Here is a 20,514-nt window from a genome sequence, read left to right as displayed (position 1 = left end):
CGGCCCGGCTACGACCAGCAGACCGTGCTGCGCCGCGCGATCGAGCTGTTCAACCGCCAGGGCTACGACGGCACCAGCATGGGCGACCTCGCCAAGGAGCTGGGGCTGACCAAGTCGGCGATCTACCACCACGTGCCGAGCAAGGAGCACCTCCTGGCGGCCGCCCTCGACGAGGCGCTCGACGGCCTCTCGGCAGCGGTCGACTCGGCCGCGGCTGCCGCACCGGGCACCAGCGCGTACGAGCGGCTGCGCACCGTGGTGCAGGAGTCGGTCGAGATCCTCGTCGCGCACCTGCCCGCCGTCACCCTGCTGCTCCGCGTGCACGGCAACAGCGAGGTCGAGCTCGCCGCGCTCAAGCGCCGACGCCAGATCGACGAGCGGCTGGCGACCCTCGTGCAGGCCGCGGTCGACGAGGGCTCGCTGCGCGGTGACATCCCGCCCGACCTCATCAGCCGGCTGCTGTTCGGCATGGTCAACTCACTCGTCGAGTGGTACCGCCCGGGTGGACCGGTCGACCCCGATGACCTCGCCGCATCGATCGCCACGCTGGCGTTCGACGGGCTCTCGCTGCACGAGGGCTAAGGCGCGCCCTTGATCGGCCGGCCGGTCGCGTGGCTGCGGCCGCGGAACTCGGCGATCGTCGCCGGCCCGGCACCGTCGGTCCGGGTGACCGTGACGTCGTAGATCCCGGTACGTCCGCGAGTCGCGCGCTGCTCGGCGACGGCGAGCAACGTGTCGCCGGCGTGAGCCGGCTCGAGCAATGCGATGTCGAAGCCCGAGGCCACCGTCACCTCACCGAATGAGTTGCAGGCCAGCGCGAACGCACTGTCGGCCAACGACGCGACGAACCCGCCGTGGCACACATCCCAGCCGTTGATCATGTCGGGGCGCACGACCATCGACACCTTGGCGCGTCCGGGTCCCACCTCGACGATCTCCATGCCGAGGAGGCGGCTGGCCTCGTCGGCGGCCCACATCGTGTCGGCGCTGGCCCGCGCGATCTCCTCTGGTGTGTCAGTCATGCCGCTTCCCGTCAGGCATCAAAGTCGACGGTCACGGTCTCGGTCACGGGGTGGCTCTGGCAGGTCAGCACGAAGCCGGCCTCGACCTCGGTGTCCTCGAGCGCGTAGTTGCGCCGCATCTCGACCTCGCCGTCGGTGACCTTGGCGCGGCACGTCCCGCAGACGCCGCCCTTGCAGGCGAACGGCAGGTCGTGGCGCGTGGCGGCTGCGCCGTCGAGCACGCTCTGGTCGCGCGACATCGGGGCGGTCGTCGTACGCCCGTCGAGCACGATCGTCACGTCGCTCGTCACGCCCGAGACGACCTGGTCGGCGCGGTGCAGCTCCGGCGGCGGCTCGTCGACGTAGAACAGCTCGAAGTGCACCTTGGCGGGCTCGACGCCGAGCTCCTCGAGGACCTGGCGGGCATCCGCGATCAGCCCGAACGGACCACACAGCCACACGTCGTCGACGTCGCTGACCGGCACCAGGGCCGCCAACAGCCGGCGCACGCGGTCGGCCTCGAGCCGGCCGGAGAACAGCTCGACGTCGCGCGGTTCGCGCGACAGCACGTGGACGAGCTCGAAGCGGGGCCCGTACAGGTTCTTGAGGTCGGCCAGCTCCTCGGCGAACATCACCGACCGGCTCGTGCGGTTGCCGTAGAGCATCGTGATCTCGGCGTCCGAGTGCCGCAGCATCGACGACACGATCGAGATCATCGGCGTGATGCCGGAACCCGCGGCGATGCACAGGTGCCGCCCGCCGGCCTCGGGATCCGCGCGGAAGCTGCCGGTCGGCGTCTGCACCTCGATGCGGTCCCCCGGGCGTACGTCGTGGACGAGCCAGCGCGAGAACAGCCCGTCGGGGATCTCGCGCACGCCGATGCGCGGGCGCTCGCCGACCGCAGCGCAGATCGAGTACGTACGGCGGTGGTCCTCCGGTTCCCCTGAGCCTGTCGAAGGGTCGATCATCCTGCGCAGCGTCAGCGACTGGCCGGGCACGAAGTCGTACGCCCCGCGCAGGTCGTCGGGGACGTCGAACGTGATCGCCGCCGAGTCCTCCGTCAGCTGCTCCACGGAGGCGACCGTGAGCGTGTGGAACGAGGCACGGGTCGACGAGACCGGTGCGGCCATGACCGTCATGTCAGATCTCCTTGACGTGCTCGAACGGCTCGAGGCAGGACACACAGCGGTAGAGCGCCTTGCACGCCGTGGGGCCGAACTCCGAGGTGAGTGCCACGTCGGACGACCCGCAGCGCGGGCAGTCGAGCGTTCGGCGGATGGGCAGCAGCGACAGCACGACCGGGCCCGCGTGGTGCGGCGCCGCACCCGGCGGGGAGATGCCGTGCTCGGCGAGCGCTTCGCGTCCTCGGGGGGTGATCCAGTCGCTCGACCAGGCCGGATGGAGGCTGACGCGCACCTCGACGTCGGCGAATCCGGCATCGCGGAGTCGGTGCACCAGGTCGTCGCGCATCGTCGCCATCGCGGGGCAGCCGGAGTAGGTCGGGGTGATCGTCACGATCATGGTGTCGCCGACGATCTCGACGTCGCGCAGCACGCCGAGGTCCTCGAGCGTCAGCATCGGCATCTCGGGGTCGGTCACCGAGGCAGCCACGGAACGCGCACGCGAGAGCGAGCCGGCCAGCTCGGTCTTGTACTCGATCGTCATGCTCACGGCCTACCAACTTCCCATGGGGTGCGCGCGGGCCACGACCTGCATCTCGGCGAGCAGCCGGCTGAATGCCTCGGTGTGCAACCCGTCGCGACCGGTCTCGCCGCGCACGCCCGCCAGTGGCGCGACCTCGGGGCGGTCGACGCCACTCATCGAGAACACCTGCTCGAGCAGCACGTCGACCTCGTCGGCAACGGCCGCCGGGTCGACGCCGACACCCGACTCCGACGTCACGAGCTCGGCGCGGTGCGTCGTGAACAGCTCCGCGTGCAGCGGCCAGGTCGCCTCGAGCCCGGCGACGAGGCGCCGGCGCGACTCGTCGGTGCCGCGGGCGAGCGTGAGGAACCAGCGTCCGGCGTAGTCGCGGTGATACGTCATCTCCTTGACGCCCTTGACCGCGACGGCCGACAGCACGTGGTCGCGACTGGCCGCGAGCCGTTCGAACAGGGCGAGCCGCCAGGTCGAGAACAGCAGCAGCCGGGCGATCGTCATGGCGAAGTCACCGTTGTCGGCCTCGACCAGGCGTACGTTGCGGAACTCGCGATCGCCGCGGAAGAACGCGAGCGCGTCCTCCGGGGGCACGGGCGACCCGTCGGGCAGGGCCGGTACGACCGAGGGATCGGCCGCCGCCGCTCGGGCCAGGAGCAGGCGCGCCTGACCGAGCAGGTCGAGCGCGATGTTGGCCAGCGCGATGTCCTCCTCGAGGTCGGGCGCGTTGCTGCACCACTGCGACAACCGGTGCGACATCACGAGCGCGTCGTCGGCGAGCATCAGGCAGTAGATCGCGAGCTCGTGCGTGTCGACACCGTCGGGGACGGTCGTGTCGACACCGGCCAGGGGGTCCTCGAAGTCGGTGCCGAAGGCCCACTGGGAGTCGTCGCTCACCAGGAGCCCTTCGTCGTAGACGGAGGCGTCATCGGGCAGGTGGCTCGGGTCAGGTGTGTTCATGTCCATTCTTTCTCGGGGTCCCCGCGGAATCGTTCGTGGAGGAGCGAAGCGGGGGAACGAAGGATTCCGCGGGGTGAGATCACATGTGGGGGACGTTGTCGGGGATGTCGTAGAACGTGGGGTGCCGGTAGACCTTGTCGCCGCTCGGAGCGAACAACGGGTCCTTCTCGTCGGGGCTCGACGCCGTGATCGCGTCGGACCGGACGACCCAGATGCTGATGCCCTCGTTGCGCCGGGTGTAGACGTCGCGGGCGTGGCGCACCGCCATCTCGTCGTCGGCCGCGTGCAGCGAGCCGACGTGCACGTGGTTGAGTCCCCGCTTGCCGCGGACGAACACCTCGTACAGCGGCCAGTCGGCCTGGATCGGCTCAGTCATGCCTGTTTCCTTCCTTCGCGGCGAACGCTGTCGCGGCCTCGCGCACCCACGCGCCGTCCTCATGCGCGCGGCGACGGTGCGCGATGCGCTGCGTGTTGCACGGGCCGTTGCCCTTGATGACGTCCTTGAACTCGTCCCAGTCCGGCGACCCGAAGTCGTACGACTGGCGCTTCTCGTTCCACTTCAGCTCGGGATCCGGCAGGGTCACGCCGAGCGCCTCGGCCTGCGGCACGGTCATGTCGACCATGCGCTGGCGCAGGTCGTCGTTGGTGTTGCGCTTGATGCCCCACGCCATCGACTGCGCGGTGTTGGGCGAGTCGTCGTCGGGCGGACCGAACATCATGAGCGCCGGCCACCAGAACCGGTTGACCGACTCCTGCACCATCTCGCGCTGCTCGTCGGTGCCGCGCATCATCGTCGCCAGCAGCTCATAGCCCTGGCGCTGGTGGAACGACTCCTCCTTGCAGATCCGGATCATCGCCCGGCCGTAGGGCCCGTACGACGTGCGGCACAGCGGCACCTGGTTGCAGATCGCGGCGCCGTCGACGAGCCAGCCGATCGTGCCGACGTCGGCGTACGACAGCGCGGGGTAGTTGAAGATCGAGGAGTACTTCTGCCTGCCTCCGATCAGCATCTCGGTGAGCTCGAGGCGGGAGACACCGAGCGTCTCGCAGGCGGAGTAGAGGTAGAGCCCGTGACCGGCCTCGTCCTGAACCTTGGCCAGCAGGATCGCCTTGCGGCGCAGCGACGGGGCCCGCGTGATCCAGTTGCCCTCGGGCTGCATGCCGATGATCTCCGAGTGCGCGTGCTGCGCAACCTGCCGGATCACGGTCTTGCGGTAGCCCTCCGGCATCCAGTCGCGCGGCTCGATGCGGTCGTGCCGTGCGATCGTGGTCTCGAACGCGGCTTGGAGCTCCTCATCGGCCTCAGGTGCCAGCGTCATGTACGCCTCCAGAAATCTCGCGTCAGCCATTTACTGACCGAACGGTCTGTAATAGTCTTGCACGCGACATCAGGTTCATGCAACGAAAGGCCGCCAACCCGTGAGTGCACTGCTCGAAAGCTATGCCGGAGGCTCGTGGTTCCGCGCCTCCGACGACGGCAAGCCCCTCCTCGACGCGTCAACCGGCGAGGAGGTCGCCCGGATCTCGGCGACCGGCCTGGACCTCTCGGCGATGGTCGACCACGCCCGCAACGTTGGTGGACCGGCGATCCGCGCACTGACCTTCCATGAGCGCGCCGGCATCCTGAAGGCCGTCGCGAAGCACCTCGGCGCTGACAAGGACGAGCTCTACGCACTGTCGGCGCGTACGGGCGCAACGCTCCGCGACTCCCAGGTCGACATCGACGGCGGCATCGGCACGGTCTTCAGCTACGCCAGCAAGGGCACCCGCGAGCTGCCCAACGACACCGTGATCCTCGACGGCGCGACGGAGCAGCTCGGCAAGACCGGCGTGTTCCTGGGCCAGCACCTCTACACCTCGCGGCCGGGTGTCGCGGTGCAGATCAACGCGTTCAACTTCCCGGTCTGGGGCATGCTCGAGAAGCTCGCACCCGCGTTCCTCGCCGGGCTCCCCACGATCGTCAAGCCGGCGAGCCAGACGGCGTACCTCACCGAGCTCGTCGTCCGCCGCATCATCGAGTCCGGGCTGATGCCGGAGGGTTCGCTGCAGCTGCTGTGCGGCAGCCCCGAGGGCCTGCTCGACCAGCTCGGCGCGCAGGACTCCATCGCGTTCACCGGCTCCGCCAGCACCGGCGCCACACTGCGCCAGCACCCCTCGGTGCTGCACGGCGGCGCGCAGCTCGGCGTCGAGGCCGACTCGCTCAACTGCTCGATCCTGGGCCCCGACGTCACGACCGACGACCCCGAGTTCGACCTGTACGTCAAGGGTGTCGTCGCCGAGATGACGGTCAAGGCCGGCCAGAAGTGCACCGCGATCCGCCGCACGATCGTGCCCACCGCGATCGCCGACGACATCGTCGCGGCGATCAGCGCCCGGCTCGCGAAGATCACCGTCGGCAACCCGGCCAACCCCGACGTACGCATGGGCGCGCTCGCGAGCCTCGCTCAGCGCGACGAGGTCCGCAAGGCCGTGCAGATCCTGCGCGGTTCCGCCGAGGTCGTGTACGGCGACCCCGACCGCGTGGAGGTCATCGACGCCGACGCCGAGACCGGGGCGTTCATGTCGCCGATCCTGCTACGGGCCACCGCCGGCGCCACCGAGCCCCACGAGGTCGAGGCTTTCGGCCCGGTCAGCACCGTCATCACGTACGACTCGGTGGACGAGGCGATCGCGCTCGCGGCTCGCGGGCAGGGCAGCCTCGCCGGCTCGCTCGTCACCCACGACCCCGGCGTCGCCCGCACCGTGACCCTTGGCCTCGCACCCTGGCACGGCCGCATCCTGGTGCTCGACCGCGACGACGCCCCGGAGTCGACCGGCCACGGATCGCCGCTGCCGATGCTGGTGCACGGCGGTCCCGGTCGCGCGGGTGGCGGCGAGGAGCTCGGCGGCATCCGCGGCGTCCTGCACCACATGCAGCGCACCGCGATCCAGGCATCGCCCGACATGCTCACGGCGATCACCGGCCAGTGGATCAAGGGCTCCGAGCAGCGCGTCGACGACGTGCACCCGTTCCGCAAGAGCCTCGCGGAGCTGCGCATCGGCGACACCATCCGCTCGGCATCGCGCACGGTCACCCTCGAGGACATCGGCCACTTCGCGGAGTTCACCGGCGACACGTTCTACGCCCACACCGACCCGGAGGCCGCGGCCGCCAACCCGCTGTTCGGCGGCATCGTCGCGCACGGCTACCTCGTCGTGTCGCTGGCCGCCGGCCTGTTCGTCGAGCCGAGTCCCGGCCCCGTGCTGGCCAACTTCGGCGTCGACAACCTGCGGTTCCTCACCCCGGTCAAGGCCGACGACACGATCGACGTCACGCTGACGGTCAAGCAGATCACGCCGCGCAACAGCGCCGACTACGGTGAGGTCCGGTGGGACGCCGTCGTCGCCAACGCCGAGGGCAAGCCCGTCGCGACGTATGACGTCCTGACCCTCGTCGCCAAGACCTGGCCCCCCGCAAGCTGAGAGGACCTCCATGCACCGCATCACGATCCAGTACGGCGCGCCCGCCGACCCCGAGGCGTTCGAGCAGCACTACACCGAGGTGCACATACCCCTGGCGTCGAAGCTGCCCGGCCTGCGCCGCTTCTCCCGCTCGCACCCGAGGGGACTCGGCGGCGATGCGCCGTACTTCGTCGCCGAGCTGTGGTTCGACGACGGCGATGCACTCAAGGCTGCCCTGAAGTCGCCCGAGATGGCCGAGACCGCCGCCGACGCGCAGACGTTCGACGTCGCGTCGATGACGACGTTCACCGGCGAGGTCACCGAGACGACGCTTTAGAGCCGCGACTCGGCGAGCACGTGCGCCGCGTGCTCGGCGCTGCTCCCGGTCGCCCGCGCCTGCTCGAACACCTCACCGAGCGTCGCGCCGATGCCCTCGATGTGTGCGGCGACCTCCTGGGCGGACCAGCCCAGGACCTCGCGGCCGACGAGGTGGATCGCGCCACCGCTGTTCGCGATGAAGTCCGGCGCGTAGACGATGCCTCGCCGGGCCAGCTCGTCACCGACCGCGGGCTCGGTCAGGATGGTGTTGGCCGCGCCGGCGATGACGGACGTACGGATCCGCCGGGCGACGTCGAGGTCGATCAGGCCGCCCATCGCGCACGGCACGAAGACGTCGGACTCGAGGTCCAGGACGTCGTCGGGCGGCACGATGGTCGCGCCGAGCTCGCGGGCCTGCTCGCACTTCTCCTCGTCGATGTCCGAGGCGATCAGCTCGGCACCGTCCTTGCGGGTCAGCCGCAGGACGTCCATGCCGACGGCACCGAGACCCTGGATCACGACGCGGCGACCCGTGAGGTCGTCCAGGCCGGCCTCGGCTGCGGCCCGCACGAGCGCGACATGCACGCCCTGCGCGGTCGACGGCGCGCTCGAGCCCGGTCCGCCGGCGCGCTCGGACCGACCGAACGCCAGCCCCGACGCGGCGTGCAGCACATCCATGTCCTCGGCCGTCGTGCCGACATCGGGACCGGTCCAGTAGCTGCCGTTGAGGATCGACAGGTCTTCGGCGTGGATCGCCAGGATCCGCTGCCAGGTGGCGTCGTCGATGTCGTGCCGCGCGGCCGGTAGCGCGATGACCGACTTGCCGCCGCCCATCGGCAGGTCCGCGGCGGCCATCTTGAGCGTCATCGAGCTCGCCAGGCGCATCGCGTCGGCCACGGCGTCGGCGTACGTCTCGTACTGCATCGCGCGGGTGCCTCCCGCGGCCGGGCCCCGCTGGCGCGAGTGCACCGCGATGACGAAGAATGCGCCCGTCTCCCGGTCGTACCGGGTCGAGCACAGCACACCGTCCCACCCGACGACGAGGTCCTCGATCATGATGACTCCCTCCTAGAGATTCGCAATCGCCGACGCCGGCGACTCGATCGCATCCGCGACGATCCGCATGAAGCCTGCTGCCGTCCCCCCGTCGCACACCCGGTGGTCGAAGACGAACGACATCTGCGCGATCTTGCGGATCGCCAGCTCGCCGTCGACGACCCAGGCGCGATCGATGACCCGGCCGAAGCCGAGGATCGCGACCTGCGGATGGTTGATGATCGCGGCGCTGCCGTCGACGTTGAACGCGCCGTAGTTGTTGAGCGTGAACGTCCCCGCGGTCAGCTCGGCCTGCGTCGCCCGGCCTTCGCGCGCGGCCTCGGTGACCCGGCGGATCTCGGTGTCGAGCTCCGCGGTCGTGAGCAGGTGCGCGTTCAGCACCGCGGGCGCGAGCAGGCCGCGATCGGTCTGCACGGCCAGCCCGAGGTTGATGCCGGCGTACTGGATCAGCTCGTCGCGCGTGGTGTCGACCTCGCCGTTGAGCTCGGGGTGTGCCCGCAGGGCCGCGACCGTGAAGCGCGCAAGGTACGCCAGCAGGCCCGGCACCGGCTTGCCGGCCGCCTTCGCCGCGGCGCGCAGCTCGAACAGCTCGGTGAAGTCGACGTCGACCCACACCGTGGCCTCGGGGATCTCGCTGCGGCTGCGCGACAGCGCCGTCGAGACGGCCTTGCGGAACCCGCTCATCGGCGTGCGCACGGCGACCTCGAGACCCGTACGGCTCGCGGCCTCCGGGGCGGCTGGTGTCGCGGCAGCGTCGATCGCGGCCTGGACGTCACGGCGGGTGATGAGCCCGTCGACGCCGGTGCCGGTGATGCCGAGGATCGAGACGCCGGCCTCACGGGCCAGCCGGCGTACCAGCGGCGACGTCACCCGGGGCACGGACGACGGCCGCGCGGGCGGTGCGGCGGGGGCGGCCTCGGGTGCGGTCGCTCGGGGCCGGCGCCGCCGGCCGCTGTCTGCGCCCTCCGGCGTGCCGTAGCCGATCAGGACGTTGCCGGACCCGGCACGCTCCTCCTGGCGATAGGTCTCGGCGGCCGCCTCGGCCTCCACCGGCGCTGACTCCACCGAGATCAGCGGGCTGCCCACGGCGACCGTGCCGCCCTCGGCACCGTGCAGCTCGCTGACCCGGCCGGCGTACGGCGAGGGGACCTCGACGATCGACTTGGCGGTCTCGACCTCGACGACGGGCTGGTCGACCACGACCTCGTCGCCGACCGCGACGAGCCAGCGCACGACCTCGGCCTCGGTGAGCCCTTCACCGAGGTCCGGCAGCACGAAGGTCTGTCGGGTCATACGTCGTCCCACTGGAGCGTGTCGACGGCGTCGAGGATGCGGTCGACGCTCGGCAGGTGGAAGTGCTCGAGCTTGGGCGGGGGGTACGGGATGTCGAACCCGGTGACCCGGCGGACCGGCGCGGCGAGGTGGTGGAAGCAGCGCTCCGTGACCCGGGCGACGATCTCCGACGAGACGCTGGCGAACCCGGCGGCCTCGGCGATCACGACGGCACGCCCGGTCGAGCGTACGGCCGCGCACACCGTCTCGTCGTCGAACGGCACGAGCGACCGGACGTCGACGACCTGCAGGCTCCGGCCCTCGGTCGCGGCGGCGTCTGCGGCCTCGAGCGCGATCGGCACCGAGGTGCCGTACGCGATCAGGGTGGCGTCGGTGCCCTCACGGCGTACGACCGCCCGGCCGATGCCGGGTTGCGCCTCGTCGAGGTCGACCTCGTCCTTGCTCCAGTAGAGCTTCTTCGGCTCCAGCACGACGACGGGGTCCGGCGACGAGATCGCCTCGCGCATCAGCGTGTACGCATCCGCGACCGTCGCCGGTGCCACGACGGTCAGCCCCGGCGTGTGCACGTAGTAGGCCTCCGACGAGTCGCAGTGGTGCTCGACGCCGCCGATGCCTCCGGCGTACGGGATGCGGATCGTGATCGGCAGGCCGACGGCGCCGCGCGTGCGGTTGCGCATCTTGGCGACGTGGCTGACGACCTGCTCGAACGCCGGGTAGGCGAACGCGTCGAACTGCATCTCCACGACGGGTCGCATGCCGTTCATCGCGAGCCCGACGGCCATGCCCATGATCCCGGACTCCGCCAGCGGCGTGTCGAAGCAGCGGGCGTCGCCGAACTCGGCGGTGAGGCCGTCGGTGACGCGGAAGACGCCGCCGAGGGCACCGACGTCCTCGCCGAACACCAGCACGGACTCGTCGGCCGTCATGGCGTCCCGCAGTGCCTGGTTGAACGCCTGCGCCATCGTGATCTTCTCGTGCTCGGCCATCAGTGCGCGTCCTCCCGGGTCAGTTCCTCGGCGAGGAAGGCGGCCTGCTCCCGCAGCTGCGGCGTCGGCGTCGCGTAGATGTTGCTGAACAGCTCCTGCGGGTCGGGCTCGACGTCCTTCATCAGACCGTCCCGCATCGCGGTGGCGACCGCCTCGGCGTTCGCGGCGATCTCGGCCCGGCGCTCCTCCGTGAGCAGGTCGCGGCCGGTCAGGTACGCCTCGCTGCGCAGCAGCGGGTCGCGGGCCCGCCACGCCTCGACCTCGTCGTCGGGGCGGTAGCGAGTCGCGTCGTCGGCGTTGGTGTGCGCCTGCATCCGGTAGGTGTGCGCCTCGATGAGCTGCGGGCCGCCACCGCTGCGCGCCGACTCCACCGCGGAGCCCAGCACCGACAGCAGTGCGGCGATGTCGTTGCCGTCAACGCGCTCCCCCGGCATGCCGTAGCCGACGCCCTTGTGCGCCAAGGACGGCGCGACGCTCTGGCGGGCCAGCGGCACCGAGATGGCGTACTCGTTGTTCTGCACGAAGAAGATCACCGGCGCCTTGAAAACCGCGGCGAAGTTGAGCGCCTCGTGGAAGTCGCCCTCGCTCGTCGCCCCGTCACCGCACATCGCCATCACGACGGTGTCCTCGCCACGCAGCGTCGCGGCGTGCGCGACCCCGACGGCATGGATCAGCTGGGTCGCGAGCGGTGTCGTCTGGGGCGCGACGTGGTGCTCCGTCGGGTCGTAGCCGCAGTGCCAGTCACCCTTGAGCAGCACCAACGTCTCGACCGGGTCGACGCCGCGGCCGACGATCGAGACGACATCGCGGTAGGTCGGGAAGAGCCAGTCCTGGTCGCCGAGCACGAGCGCGGCAGCGACCTCGCAGGCCTCCTGGCCGTGCGACGACGGGTAGACCGCGAGACGGCCCTGGCGCACCAGGGCGTACGCCTGCTCGTTGATGCGCCGGCCGACGACCAGCGCCTCGTGCGCCCGCACCATGTCGTCGTCCGACGGGAAGTCGTGAGCCGCGCCCTCGACGCGGTGACCCTCGGGGTCGAGCAGCTGGACTGGTTGCTCCGACGGCAGGAGGCTCGACACGGGACACACCCTTTCGACGAATAGTGCTGTTCACAGAACAGTGCGCCTCCCGGCCATCCGAGTTCAAGTCCTGCACGATTGTCGAGAAGATGTCTTGGCGAGCGGCGCGATATGCTGCCGTTCGTCCAACATGATGCACGTCACACCAGGAGTGAGAGACAGATGGCCGGAGCCCAGATCGACGACATCGACACCCGGATCCTCGACGCGCTCGAGCGCGACGGCCGGCTCTCGATGCGGCAGCTCGCCGAAGAGGTCCACATCTCGCGCGCCAACGCCTACGCCCGTGTCGAGCGGCTCACCGAGTCAGGCGTCATCAAGGGCTACACCGCCCTCGTCGACCCGGTCGGTCGCGGGCTCGGCACGTCGGCGTACCTCACGATGAACGTCCGCCAGCCCGACTGGCGCAGCATCCATGCGCAGCTGCGGGCCCTCGACGGCGTCGAGCACATCGCCCTCGTCGGTGGCGAGTTCGACGTGGTGATGCTGGTGCGCGCCCGTGACAACGCCGACCTGCGGCGCCTGGTGCTCGACGAGATCCAGGGCATCCCCGGCATCCTCAGCACGCGCACCCTCCTGGTGTTCGAGGAGTCGTCGCCGGAGCGGGCCTAGGATCGGAGGAGACTGATCGAGGCGAGGCCATGAGAATCCCGAACGCTGTGCACGAGGCCCACCCGTGGCGCATCCGGGAGATCGCGCCGGACTTCACCGTCGAGGATGTCTGGGCCCTGCCCGTGCGCGGTCGGGCCGGCGACTTCCCGGAGGTGCTCGACATCTTGACCACCTCCGACCCGACGCAGACCAGGTCGCTCCCGACGCGCGTGCTGTGGGGCGCCCGCGATCTCCTCGGCAGATGGTTCAACCTCGGCCGGATCTCGACCACGGCCGATGCGGCCGCGGGCTCGCTGCCGATCCCGGGGACCAGCCAGACGTCGCTCAGCGAGCGGCTGCCCGTCGAGCTGCAGGGCACGGCAGCCGATGTGCGGTTCGACTCGTTGCCGTTCGTGCCGCTCTTCCGTACGGATGACGAGTTCGCCGCCGAGATCTCCAACCGGACCGTGCACGGAGTGCTGCACCTCGCCTGGGCCAAGCAGGGTGACGACACCTACCAGGCGCAGCTGGCGGTCTACGTCAAGCCGCGAGGCACACTCGGCCGGGCATACCTCGCGTTCATCAAGCCGTTCCGCTACCTGATCGTCTATCCCGCGCTCATGCGGCAGGTCGAGCGTCAATGGAGCTCCCGCCCGAGCCGGTAGCCAGGTCGTTTCCCCGTCGTCGCTCTGGGTAACCAACCAGTGCAGGCGTCGATGGATGCCGCGATTCTCGCGGTAACGGCCCCCTCGACGCCTGCACACGCGCCAGGCTCGCCCGGGGAGGCGGCCAGACAGGCAGACACATCCGGCGGCCCGTACGATCATGGGCATGGACCGCAGACCGGGCCGGCCACGCTCCCTCAGCATGGAACTCATCGTGGACGCCGTGCTCGAGGACGGCATCGCGACGTTCACCATGCCGTCGATCGCCGCACGGTTGGGCGTCGCGCACTCGGGCCTCTACCGCTACGTCGAGGACCGCGAGGAGCTGCTCGTCCACGCGATCGAGCGGGCCGCCCTCTCGGTCGACTGGCCGGAGGCCGACCTGCCGTGGCGTGACCTGCTCCGCGAGGTCACCCACTCCGTGTGGGCCATCTGTGAGCGCTACCCCGGCTACGACGTCGTCGCCCTCTCGCCGCCGAAATGGCCTCAGCGCGTCGTCGAGCAGGTCACGCCCTACATCGCGTCACTGCGCGATCAGGGTTTCACGATCGAGGACGCAACTGTCGCGGTGCAGATCGCCGGCAACCTCGCCCTCACCACGTCGGTCAAGGGAACGGTCGGGGCCTACCCGCTGTCCCGCAGGAACGGTGACAGCACCACCGCGGCCCGCCACGACTGGCACGACCGGATCCTCGACATCGTGCTGGACGGCCTCGGCGACCGCATCCTCTCCTGACCCGTCCCTACTGACGCCAGGACGGCCGGCCGGTTTCGGCCTCGAAAGCCGGCCGCACGTCCACGGTGTCGTAGATGATGTGCAGCGAGGTGAACCTGCCGTCCTCGTCGAGCGTCACGAGGTCCACGACGTCGAACGGTGCTGCGGCGCCTGACGGGAGGCGCCAGTCGAAGTGGAACCAGAAGCTCATGGTCCTGACCCCATCGATGTCGCGACCATGCATGACCGATCGCAGCTGCAGGTTCGCCTCGCTCGTGTCGGCGAACAGCGCCGGGTAGAACTCGGCCGGCGCCATCACTCCGTAGAGCGGCGAGTGCACCACGGCATCCGGAGCGAACAGCGACAGCACCCGCTCGAGGTCGGCCTCGCGCAGTGCGGTCAGGTACGTCTCGACGACGGCCTCGAGCGGATCATCCATGCATACATGTTCACTCACGCCCTCCGACCCGGGTCAGCGATACTCGGGATTGGCGAAGTCGAACCGGCAGCCGGCATCCCACCGGGATCGTTGGTTGCCGTGCGCCGGTATGCCGCCCGCGTCCTTGAGCATGCGGGCCAGGTGCAGCAGGTTCCACGTCATGAACGTGGTGTTGCGGTTGGTGAAGTCGTTCTCCGGCCCGCCGGAGCCCGGATCCAGATAGCTGGGTCCGGGCCCGGCCTCGCCGATCCAGCCCGAGTCCGCCTGTGGCGGGATGACGTACCCGAGGTGCTGGAGCGAATAGAGGATGTTCATGGCGCAGTGCTTCACGCCGTCCTCGTTGCCGGTCACGAGGCACCCGCCGACCCGGCCGTAGTACGCGTACTGCCCGGCGTCGTTGAGCTGGCTCGAGTTGCCGTAGAGCCGCTCGACGACGCGCGTGCACACCGACGACTTCTCGCCGAGCCAGATCGGCGTCGTGAGCACCAGGATGTCGGCCGCCATGACCTTGTCGAAGATGCCCGGCCAGTCGTCGCGCTCCCAGCCGTGCTCGGTCATGTCCGGCCACACACCCGTGGCGATCTCGTGGTCGACGGCCCGGATCGACTCGACGGCAACACCCTGCTTGCGCATGATGTCGATCGAGATCGCGGCCAGGCCCTCGGTGTTCGAGACCTCGGGTGATCGCTTGAGCGTGCAGTTGATGAAGACGGCGCTCAGGTCGGAGTAGTCGACATCGGTCGTGGGTTCGGCGGTCATCGTCACTTCCTAGGGTCGGACCTCGAGTACGAGGTTGAACGGTGTCTGATCGGCGGTACGTACGTGCGTCAGCCCGGCCTCGTTCGCCACCTCGCGGAGCCTGGCGGCCCCGGCCTGCGTGCCGATGCCCAGACCGACGTCCTGCGAATGCGAGTTGGGCGTGCAGATCGTCGCCGACGCGGTGTAGAAGATCGCGGCCATCGGATTGTCCGCGATGTTGGCGGCGAGGTCGTCGAGCGCGAACGGCTCGACCAGCAGGATCGTGCCGCCCGGGTTCAGGTGTTCCCTGGCGTAGCGCAGGATCCCGACCGGATCGCCCATGTCGTGCAGGCAGTCGAAGAAGCAGATCAGGTCGTAGCTTCCGTCGTACCCCTGGGCATCCGCCTGGCGGAACGACACCCGGTCCGGCACCCCGGCCTCAGCGGCGCGCTCCGTCGCAGTGTCGACCGAGGGAGTGTGGAAGTCGAAGCCCGTGATGGTCGCCTCCGGGTAGAGGTCGGCCAGTACGACAGCAGCGGCGCCGTGACCGCAACCGATGTCGGCGATGCTGCCGCCGGCATGAAGCACGTCCGAGACGCCGTCCAGGGCGTTGATCCATACCGGCAGACCCTCGCGATAGCCCGTGCGGAAGAACCACTCGGTGCCGTCGAACAGGTGATGGTCGTGATCGGCCCAGCTCAGCGCCCCGTTGCCACGGATCGTGTCAGCGGCCTTCTCGGCGTCGATGAACAGCGAGTTGAGGACACTGAGTCCGCGCGCGGTGAAGGCCGGCGAGTCCTCGTCGGCCACGGCCAGACCCACCTCCGCAGACAGCTCGTAGGTGTCGGTCGCGCCGTCATAGGCCAGCACGCCGCCGGCCGCCTGGGCGTTGAGCCACTCGCGGACCAGCCGTGGGTGGCAGTTCGTACGCTCGGCCAGCTCGTCGGCGGTCGTGGGTCCGCTGCCGTTGAGTGCCTGGAAGAGCCCCAGACGGTCGCCGAGCCAGATGCCCAGACATACCGTGGCGCCCGTCATGTAGCCGGCCAGCTGACCCATGAAGGCCTCGAGCTTGGCTTCGTCAATCGTGGTGGTCATGGAAGTTTCCTTTCTGTCGCCCTGATGAGTAGTCCCTGCGGACCCCATCGGCGTTACAGAAAGCTCGACGACTCCTAGTGCTGTTGCCAGCGCCGGAACACCTCGACGAGGTCGTCGACCGCCTCTTCGGGCAGGTCGTCGGGCTGGACGTGACCGGCGGCGAGGATCGCGATGCGGAGCTGGGCGAGGTGCTCGCTGCAGTGCGGGCAGCCGGACAGATGGGCCTCGAGCCGGGCGCGATCGGCGTCGGGCAGGACGCCGTCGAGATAGCCCGCCATCAGGCGAACGGCCTGCTCACACACGATGGCGCGGCGCTTCTTCCACCACATCATGACCATTCACCTCCCATCGAATTCTCCAGATGCTGGCGGATCCGGCACCGCGCGCGGTGCAGCAGGACCCGCTGATTGCCGTCGCTGATACTCAGCAGCGTAGACACTTCCGCGGCCGGCAGCCCCTCCACGTCGCGCAGCAGGAGGACCTGCTGCTGGGCATCCGGCAGGCTCGGCAGCACCTTGGAGACCTCCTTGGCGAACTGGCGTGCGACGATCTCGTCGTCGACCTTCTCCGACCACGGGATCGGCGGCGTCGCCCAGACGCCCGACGAGTCGAAGCACCCGTCGTACTCGTCCCCGTCGACCGGCTCGGTGCGATGCTCCCGCGACGCGGTGGACCGCGCACGATTGACGAGGATCGTGAAGATCCAGGTCTTGAGCGACGATCGCCCCTCGAACGCCGCGGCACCCTTGCAGACCGCGAGCCAGGTGTCCTGCACGACCTCCTCGGCGACCGCGCGGCTTCCGACCATGGCTTCGGCCAGCCTGAGCAGGCCGGGCTGGTGCTGCCGCACGAGCGAGACGAAGGCGCCTTCGTCACCGGCGCGAAGGCGTGCGACCAGCGCGTGGTCGTCCATCCTCGGAGCCTAGGACTCGCCCGGTCGGGTCCGCCATAGCCCTTCCGAGCCGTGTTGACCCGCTCGGCTAGAGTGCTGGTCGCGGTGAGGAGGAGCTCCGTGGCCACGCCAGAAGGTGGGGCTCCGACCCGTTCCAGAAAGTCTCACGATGCTCGACAGCTTCACGGCCACCGCAGGCGACCACGACATCACGATCACCACGATCACCAACGACGTCTGCCGCGTCGTCCTCACCGACCTCGGCGCACGCATCCTCGAGCTGCACGCACCCGACCGTGACGGCGTCCTCGCCGACGTCGTCCTGGGCCGGAAGTCGTACGACGAGCTGCCCCGCGATCCGTACTACTTCGGCGTGACCGCCGGCCGCTACGCCAACCGGATCCGCGAGGGCCGCTTCGAGATCGACGGCACGAAGCACGCCGTCACACCCAACGAGGGCGCGAACCACGTGCACGGCGGCCCCCGCGGCTTCGACACGCACGTATGGTCGACCGCGCTGGACCCGGAGCGCGACAGTGTCACGTTCCTGCGCAGGTCACCCGACGGCGAGGAGGGCTATCCCGGCAATCTCGACGCCCACGTGACCTACACGCTCGACGGCGCCGCGCTCGAGATCCGGATCGAGGCCGAGACGGATCGGCCGACGCTCGTCAACCTGGTCAATCACGCGTACTTCAACCTGGCCGGTCACGACTCCGGGACGGTGCTCGAGCAGGTGCTGCAGGTCGACGCCTCGACGTACACGCCGGTCGACGCCGAGCTGCTGCCCACCGGCGAGATCCTCAGCGTCGCCGGCACACCGTTCGACTTCCGTACCGAGACGCCGATCGGCAAGAACATCGCCGCCGTCGACAACGCCGGCTACGACCACAACTGGGTGCTCGACGGTGACGGCATGCGCCAGGTGGCGACGCTGACCGATCCGGCCAGCGGCCGACGCCTCACCCTGGTCACGGACCAGCCGGGCATCCAGGTGTATGCCGGTGGCTACCTCGAGGGCGCCAGCGCCAAGGGCGACCTCGACACGTACGCCGCGTTCGCCGGGGTCACGGCGGAGATGCAGACGTTCCCCGACTCGATCAACCACGCGCACTTCCCGCAGCGCGTGCTGCGGCCGGGCGAGACGTACGTCAACGTGGTGCGCTACGAGTTCTCCGTGGTCTGACCACGGCCTCGTCTCCGCTCACGACGATGCGGGCCTGGCCGGCGAGCAGCGCGGTGGCCGTGAGCCCGAACATCGTGCGGAATGCGTCGCTGAAATGGCTCGGCGAGGCAAAGCCGGCTTCGCTGGCGGCTGACGTGAGGTCTGCTCCGTTGCTGAAGGCGCCGGCCGCGTGACACATCCTGACCCACAGCCGGTAGCGACGAAAGCTCGTACCTGCGTGCACCGAAAAGAGGTGCAGGAAGCGTGACGGCGAGAGATTGACCGCGGCCGCGATCTCCACCGCGCTCAGCTGATCGCCGGGCCTGGAGCGCAGCATTCGCATCGCCGCGCGAATCCTGTCATCGATCGAGTCCACCTCCACGGCTCCCAGAAGGCGCAGTCGCACGATCTCCGGATCCGGCGACGGTGCCGCGTTCCACGCCGAGATCAACGCCGTCTCGTCCCGATGCTGAAAGGCGATCGGCGTGCCACGGTCGATCATCTGACCGAAGAGACTCTCCGACGCCGTTGCACTGGGATCGACATAGAAGAACATCATGCGTCCGTCGCCGGCGAGGACCTGATGCGACGTTCGCGCCGGAATCAACGCGCTTCGTGCTCGTCGGTCCACGGCGCCGGCTGATCGCACCGTGAAGGGCGCATCGAGGCCGAGCGCGAAGCAGTGAACCGAGGCCGAGTGGGTGTCCAGCCGGAGGGACGGCCCGCAGTATGCGGCGTGCCCTTCCCAAAGCCACACGGTCGGCCGCTCATCGCAGCACGTTTCCGGAAGCGGCTCGGACACCATACGAGCGATGATCGCATGGCGCCCAACAGCCGGAACCTTCTAGGAGCATGCATGGCCACGATCGTCATCGCCGTCATCGGACTCTTCTTCCTCGCCATGGGCCTGTATGCGCTCGCGGCCCCGGCAGCACTCGCCGCCCCGTTCAGGATGTCTGTCCAGACGCCCGAGAGCCGTTCAGAAGTCCGCGCGGTCTACGGAGGTTTCGGCATTGCCATGGCGACTGTGCTGGGCGCCGCAGCCCTCGACCTCGGCGACATCCGTACCGGCGCCGTCGTGACCGTCGGCGTCGCCCTCATCGGCATGGCCGCCGGCCGGCTCCTGTCGCGAGTGTTCGACACCTCCGTGCGGTTCTACCCGATCTGGTTCTACTTCGGCGTCGAGCTGGTCGCTGGCGGGCTGCTTCTCCTCGCCGCCTGACGGTCGTTCCGCGCCCTCCTTCGGACGTACCCAATTGACGGAGCGAGCTGTCGGCCCGCACGGTAGGTTCCTCCCACGAGTCATCGACGGACCGCTAGTGAAAGGCACCCCGATGAGCCCAGACCCCTCGAATGCCCCGGTGCTGGTCACGGGCGGCAGTGGCTTCGTCGCGAGTCACCTCGTCCGGCAGCTGCTCGACCGCGGCTACGTGGTCCGGGCGAGCGTGCGGGACCTCAGCCGTACGGACAAGGTCGAGCCGCTCCGGCAGATCGCCGCCACCGCGTCCGGGTCGCTGGAGCTCTTCGAGGCCGACCTCATGCATCCCGGCGCATTCGACGAGGCCATGGCCGGGTGCCGCTACGTCTTCCACGTCGCTTCGCCGTTCCTCCTGCCAGAGCAGATCCGGGACGGCCGGCAGGACGTGGTCGACCCGGCCCTCGAGGGCACCCGGAACGTCGTCGGAAGTGTCGACCGTACGCCTTCGGTCGAGCGGCTGGTGCTGACCTCGACCGTGGGAGCGATCTTCGGCGACTACGTCGACGTCCGGGAGATGAAGGACCAGATCCTCACCGAGGAGTACTTCAACACCACGAGCACGCTGGAGAACAACCCGTACCACTACGCCAAGACGGTCGCCGAGCTCGAGGCCTGGGGCCTCGCGCGCAGGCAGAGCCGGTGGAGCATGGTGACCATCAATCCCGGTCTCGTGCTCGGCCCCTCGCTCGGCACGGCATCCGACTCCGGCAGCCTGTTCCTCATGAACGAGCTGATGAGCGGCTACTTCTTCTACGGTGCACCGAACTTCAGCTTCACCTTCGTCGACGTGCGCGACGTCGCCGCGGCCCACATCCGGGCCGCGGAGGTCGAGTCCGCGTCCGGCCGCTACATCCTGGCACGGGATGAGATGGTCTCCATGCGACAGATGTCGCGGATCATCCGCGACCGTCATCCGCGTCGACTGGCAGTGCCGCGGCATGGCGTTCCCGACCGGGCTGTGCGCGTCCTCGGCCCGCGCTTCGGGCTGACCCAGGACTACATCCGCAAGCACCTCGGGATCCGGTTCCGCGTCGACAACCGCCGCAGCGTCGACGAGCTCGGAATCTCCTACCGTCCCGTCGAGCAGACCGTGCTCGATCACTACGACGCGTGGCGTGAGCAGCGTCGTGCCAACAAGCGACGTACGTGATCCGGGCCTGAGCGCC

Annotated in this window: 25 protein-coding genes; 9 read left to right on the top strand and 16 right to left on the bottom strand. The window is 69.4% G+C overall.

The features are described 5' to 3' along the window. Window positions 1-582 (top strand): TetR/AcrR family transcriptional regulator (locus V6M46_RS13845; protein ID WP_332666158.1); only part of this gene is annotated, 582 nt, incomplete at its 5' end. Here V6M46_RS13845 and paaI read toward each other — a convergent pair. From paaI to paaA, 6 genes are all read right to left on the bottom strand, one after another. Continuing rightward, window positions 579-1,022 carry a hydroxyphenylacetyl-CoA thioesterase PaaI gene (gene paaI, locus V6M46_RS13840; protein WP_332666156.1) on the bottom strand — a complete coding sequence of 148 codons (444 nt, stop codon included), beginning with the start codon at window positions 1,020-1,022 and terminating at the stop codon, window positions 579-581. The genes V6M46_RS13845 and paaI overlap by 4 nt on opposite strands. An 11-nt stretch (window positions 1,023-1,033) precedes the next feature. Continuing rightward, the gene (paaE, locus tag V6M46_RS13835; RefSeq protein WP_332666154.1) at window positions 1,034-2,140 is read right to left on the bottom strand and encodes a 1,2-phenylacetyl-CoA epoxidase subunit PaaE; all 1,107 of its coding nucleotides are present in this window, start codon (window positions 2,138-2,140) and stop codon (window positions 1,034-1,036) included. A 1-nt stretch (window position 2,141) separates the two neighbouring features. Next, window positions 2,142-2,666 carry a 1,2-phenylacetyl-CoA epoxidase subunit PaaD gene (gene paaD / locus V6M46_RS13830; RefSeq protein WP_332666152.1) on the bottom strand — a complete coding sequence of 175 codons (525 nt, stop codon included), beginning with the start codon at window positions 2,664-2,666 and terminating at the stop codon, window positions 2,142-2,144. Window positions 2,667-2,675: 9 nt separating this feature from the next. Next, window positions 2,676-3,617 (bottom strand): 1,2-phenylacetyl-CoA epoxidase subunit PaaC, encoded by a 942-nt coding sequence (paaC, locus tag V6M46_RS13825; RefSeq protein ID WP_332666150.1) that lies wholly within the window; start codon window positions 3,615-3,617, stop codon window positions 2,676-2,678. Between the two features lie 79 nt (window positions 3,618-3,696). Continuing rightward, a complete protein-coding gene (gene paaB, locus V6M46_RS13820) occupies window positions 3,697-3,993 on the bottom strand; it encodes a 1,2-phenylacetyl-CoA epoxidase subunit PaaB (RefSeq protein ID WP_332666148.1) in 297 nt (98 codons plus the stop codon). Then, window positions 3,986-4,936 carry a 1,2-phenylacetyl-CoA epoxidase subunit PaaA gene (paaA, locus tag V6M46_RS13815; RefSeq protein ID WP_332666146.1) on the bottom strand — a complete coding sequence of 317 codons (951 nt, stop codon included), beginning with the start codon at window positions 4,934-4,936 and terminating at the stop codon, window positions 3,986-3,988. The genes paaB and paaA overlap by 8 nt, the downstream gene beginning before the upstream one ends. A gap of 100 nt (window positions 4,937-5,036) precedes the next feature. Between paaA and paaZ the strand changes: the two genes are divergently transcribed. Then, a complete protein-coding gene (paaZ, locus tag V6M46_RS13810) occupies window positions 5,037-7,079 on the top strand; it encodes a phenylacetic acid degradation bifunctional protein PaaZ (protein ID WP_332666144.1) in 2,043 nt (680 codons plus the stop codon). Window positions 7,080-7,089: 10 nt separating this feature from the next. Beyond that, window positions 7,090-7,395: an EthD family reductase gene (locus V6M46_RS13805; protein WP_332666142.1), complete on the top strand. Its 306-nt coding sequence runs from the start codon at window positions 7,090-7,092 to the stop codon at window positions 7,393-7,395. On the opposite strand, the gene V6M46_RS13800 is transcribed toward V6M46_RS13805, so the two are convergent. The 4 genes from V6M46_RS13800 to pdhA are packed head-to-tail and all read right to left on the bottom strand — an operon-like array spanning window position 7,392 to window position 11,790. Continuing rightward, window positions 7,392-8,432 (bottom strand): Glu/Leu/Phe/Val dehydrogenase family protein, encoded by a 1,041-nt coding sequence (locus V6M46_RS13800; protein WP_332666140.1) that lies wholly within the window; start codon window positions 8,430-8,432, stop codon window positions 7,392-7,394. The two genes, V6M46_RS13805 and V6M46_RS13800, sit on opposite strands and share 4 nt — an antisense overlap. Window positions 8,433-8,444: 12 nt before the next feature. Next, window positions 8,445-9,725 carry a dihydrolipoamide acetyltransferase family protein gene (locus V6M46_RS13795; RefSeq protein WP_332666138.1) on the bottom strand — a complete coding sequence of 427 codons (1,281 nt, stop codon included), beginning with the start codon at window positions 9,723-9,725 and terminating at the stop codon, window positions 8,445-8,447. Beyond that, window positions 9,722-10,711: an alpha-ketoacid dehydrogenase subunit beta gene (locus tag V6M46_RS13790; RefSeq protein WP_332666136.1), complete on the bottom strand. Its 990-nt coding sequence runs from the start codon at window positions 10,709-10,711 to the stop codon at window positions 9,722-9,724. Before V6M46_RS13790 ends, V6M46_RS13795 begins: the two co-directional genes overlap by 4 nt. Beyond that, window positions 10,711-11,790 carry a pyruvate dehydrogenase (acetyl-transferring) E1 component subunit alpha gene (pdhA, locus tag V6M46_RS13785; protein WP_332666134.1) on the bottom strand — a complete coding sequence of 360 codons (1,080 nt, stop codon included), beginning with the start codon at window positions 11,788-11,790 and terminating at the stop codon, window positions 10,711-10,713. Before pdhA ends, V6M46_RS13790 begins: the two co-directional genes overlap by 1 nt. Window positions 11,791-11,952: 162 nt before the next feature. On the opposite strand from pdhA, the gene V6M46_RS13780 reads away from it, so the two are divergent. The 3 genes from V6M46_RS13780 to V6M46_RS13770 all read left to right on the top strand — a co-directional run bounded on the left by V6M46_RS13780 (window position 11,953) and on the right by V6M46_RS13770 (window position 13,782). Beyond that, window positions 11,953-12,402: an Lrp/AsnC family transcriptional regulator gene (locus tag V6M46_RS13780; RefSeq protein ID WP_332666132.1), complete on the top strand. Its 450-nt coding sequence runs from the start codon at window positions 11,953-11,955 to the stop codon at window positions 12,400-12,402. 29 nt (window positions 12,403-12,431) lie between these two features. Next, on the top strand, window positions 12,432-13,046 hold the full coding sequence (locus V6M46_RS13775; RefSeq protein ID WP_332666131.1) for a DUF2867 domain-containing protein: 615 nt from the start codon (window positions 12,432-12,434) through the stop codon (window positions 13,044-13,046). 166 nt (window positions 13,047-13,212) lie between these two features. Further along, window positions 13,213-13,782: a TetR/AcrR family transcriptional regulator gene (locus V6M46_RS13770; protein WP_332666130.1), complete on the top strand. Its 570-nt coding sequence runs from the start codon at window positions 13,213-13,215 to the stop codon at window positions 13,780-13,782. 7 nt (window positions 13,783-13,789) lie between these two features. Here V6M46_RS13770 and V6M46_RS13765 read toward each other — a convergent pair whose 3' ends face one another. The 5 genes from V6M46_RS13765 to V6M46_RS13745 form a co-directional block, all read right to left on the bottom strand. After that, complete coding sequence (locus V6M46_RS13765) at window positions 13,790-14,200, bottom strand: nuclear transport factor 2 family protein (RefSeq protein ID WP_332666129.1); 411 nt, start codon at window positions 14,198-14,200, stop codon at window positions 13,790-13,792. 33 nt (window positions 14,201-14,233) lie between these two features. Beyond that, a complete protein-coding gene (locus V6M46_RS13760; protein ID WP_332666127.1) occupies window positions 14,234-14,959 on the bottom strand; it encodes a flavodoxin family protein in 726 nt (241 codons plus the stop codon). 9 nt (window positions 14,960-14,968) lie between these two features. Continuing rightward, window positions 14,969-16,033, bottom strand: a complete 1,065-nt coding sequence (locus V6M46_RS13755; RefSeq protein ID WP_332666125.1) for a class I SAM-dependent methyltransferase — start codon at window positions 16,031-16,033, stop codon at window positions 14,969-14,971. Window positions 16,034-16,107: 74 nt separating this feature from the next. Then, a complete protein-coding gene (locus tag V6M46_RS13750; protein WP_332666123.1) occupies window positions 16,108-16,365 on the bottom strand; it encodes an anti-sigma factor family protein in 258 nt (85 codons plus the stop codon). Further along, window positions 16,362-16,946 (bottom strand): RNA polymerase sigma factor, encoded by a 585-nt coding sequence (locus V6M46_RS13745; protein ID WP_332666121.1) that lies wholly within the window; start codon window positions 16,944-16,946, stop codon window positions 16,362-16,364. The genes V6M46_RS13750 and V6M46_RS13745 overlap by 4 nt, the downstream gene beginning before the upstream one ends. 148 nt (window positions 16,947-17,094) lie before the next feature. Here V6M46_RS13745 and V6M46_RS13740 point away from each other — a divergent pair, with 148 nt between their 5' ends. After that, window positions 17,095-18,111 (top strand): aldose epimerase family protein, encoded by a 1,017-nt coding sequence (locus tag V6M46_RS13740; protein ID WP_332666119.1) that lies wholly within the window; start codon window positions 17,095-17,097, stop codon window positions 18,109-18,111. Here the strand turns inward: V6M46_RS13740 and V6M46_RS13735 are convergent. After that, a complete protein-coding gene (locus V6M46_RS13735; protein ID WP_332666117.1) occupies window positions 18,077-18,895 on the bottom strand; it encodes a helix-turn-helix domain-containing protein in 819 nt (272 codons plus the stop codon). The two genes, V6M46_RS13740 and V6M46_RS13735, sit on opposite strands and share 35 nt — an antisense overlap. Before the next feature lie 51 nt (window positions 18,896-18,946). Here V6M46_RS13735 and V6M46_RS13730 point away from each other — a divergent pair, with 51 nt between their 5' ends. Further along, a complete protein-coding gene (locus tag V6M46_RS13730) occupies window positions 18,947-19,312 on the top strand; it encodes a DUF4345 family protein (RefSeq protein WP_332666115.1) in 366 nt (121 codons plus the stop codon). A 112-nt stretch (window positions 19,313-19,424) separates the two neighbouring features. After that, complete coding sequence (locus V6M46_RS13725; protein WP_332666113.1) at window positions 19,425-20,498, top strand: NAD-dependent epimerase/dehydratase family protein; 1,074 nt, start codon at window positions 19,425-19,427, stop codon at window positions 20,496-20,498. The last annotated feature ends 16 nt before the right edge of the window (window positions 20,499-20,514 follow it).

The organism is Aeromicrobium sp., assembly GCF_036676885.1.
Classification (GTDB): domain Bacteria; phylum Actinomycetota; class Actinomycetes; order Propionibacteriales; family Nocardioidaceae; genus Aeromicrobium.
This window is presented reverse-complemented; position numbering and strand designations above follow the sequence as displayed.

Coding starts and splice junctions, on each gene's coding strand:
- V6M46_RS13795 (WP_332666138.1), bottom strand. CDS start 9,725: ATGACCCGACAGACCTTCGTGCTGCCGGACCTCGGTGAAGGGCTCACC.
- V6M46_RS13805 (WP_332666142.1), top strand. CDS start 7,090: ATGCACCGCATCACGATCCAGTACGGCGCGCCCGCCGACCCCGAGGCG.
- V6M46_RS13730 (WP_332666115.1), top strand. CDS start 18,947: ATGGCCACGATCGTCATCGCCGTCATCGGACTCTTCTTCCTCGCCATG.
- V6M46_RS13750 (WP_332666123.1), bottom strand. CDS start 16,365: ATGATGTGGTGGAAGAAGCGCCGCGCCATCGTGTGTGAGCAGGCCGTT.
- V6M46_RS13740 (WP_332666119.1), top strand. CDS start 17,095: ATGCTCGACAGCTTCACGGCCACCGCAGGCGACCACGACATCACGATC.
- paaI (WP_332666156.1), bottom strand. CDS start 1,022: ATGACTGACACACCAGAGGAGATCGCGCGGGCCAGCGCCGACACGATG.
- paaE (WP_332666154.1), bottom strand. CDS start 2,140: ATGACGGTCATGGCCGCACCGGTCTCGTCGACCCGTGCCTCGTTCCAC.
- V6M46_RS13725 (WP_332666113.1), top strand. CDS start 19,425: ATGAGCCCAGACCCCTCGAATGCCCCGGTGCTGGTCACGGGCGGCAGT.
- paaA (WP_332666146.1), bottom strand. CDS start 4,936: ATGACGCTGGCACCTGAGGCCGATGAGGAGCTCCAAGCCGCGTTCGAG.
- V6M46_RS13755 (WP_332666125.1), bottom strand. CDS start 16,033: ATGACCACCACGATTGACGAAGCCAAGCTCGAGGCCTTCATGGGTCAG.
- V6M46_RS13735 (WP_332666117.1), bottom strand. CDS start 18,895: ATGGTGTCCGAGCCGCTTCCGGAAACGTGCTGCGATGAGCGGCCGACC.
- V6M46_RS13745 (WP_332666121.1), bottom strand. CDS start 16,946: ATGGACGACCACGCGCTGGTCGCACGCCTTCGCGCCGGTGACGAAGGC.
- V6M46_RS13760 (WP_332666127.1), bottom strand. CDS start 14,959: ATGACCGCCGAACCCACGACCGATGTCGACTACTCCGACCTGAGCGCC.
- V6M46_RS13775 (WP_332666131.1), top strand. CDS start 12,432: ATGAGAATCCCGAACGCTGTGCACGAGGCCCACCCGTGGCGCATCCGG.
- V6M46_RS13765 (WP_332666129.1), bottom strand. CDS start 14,200: ATGGATGATCCGCTCGAGGCCGTCGTCGAGACGTACCTGACCGCACTG.
- V6M46_RS13770 (WP_332666130.1), top strand. CDS start 13,213: ATGGACCGCAGACCGGGCCGGCCACGCTCCCTCAGCATGGAACTCATC.
- V6M46_RS13800 (WP_332666140.1), bottom strand. CDS start 8,432: ATGATCGAGGACCTCGTCGTCGGGTGGGACGGTGTGCTGTGCTCGACC.
- V6M46_RS13780 (WP_332666132.1), top strand. CDS start 11,953: ATGGCCGGAGCCCAGATCGACGACATCGACACCCGGATCCTCGACGCG.
- paaD (WP_332666152.1), bottom strand. CDS start 2,666: ATGACGATCGAGTACAAGACCGAGCTGGCCGGCTCGCTCTCGCGTGCG.
- V6M46_RS13790 (WP_332666136.1), bottom strand. CDS start 10,711: ATGGCCGAGCACGAGAAGATCACGATGGCGCAGGCGTTCAACCAGGCA.
- paaB (WP_332666148.1), bottom strand. CDS start 3,993: ATGACTGAGCCGATCCAGGCCGACTGGCCGCTGTACGAGGTGTTCGTC.
- paaC (WP_332666150.1), bottom strand. CDS start 3,617: ATGAACACACCTGACCCGAGCCACCTGCCCGATGACGCCTCCGTCTAC.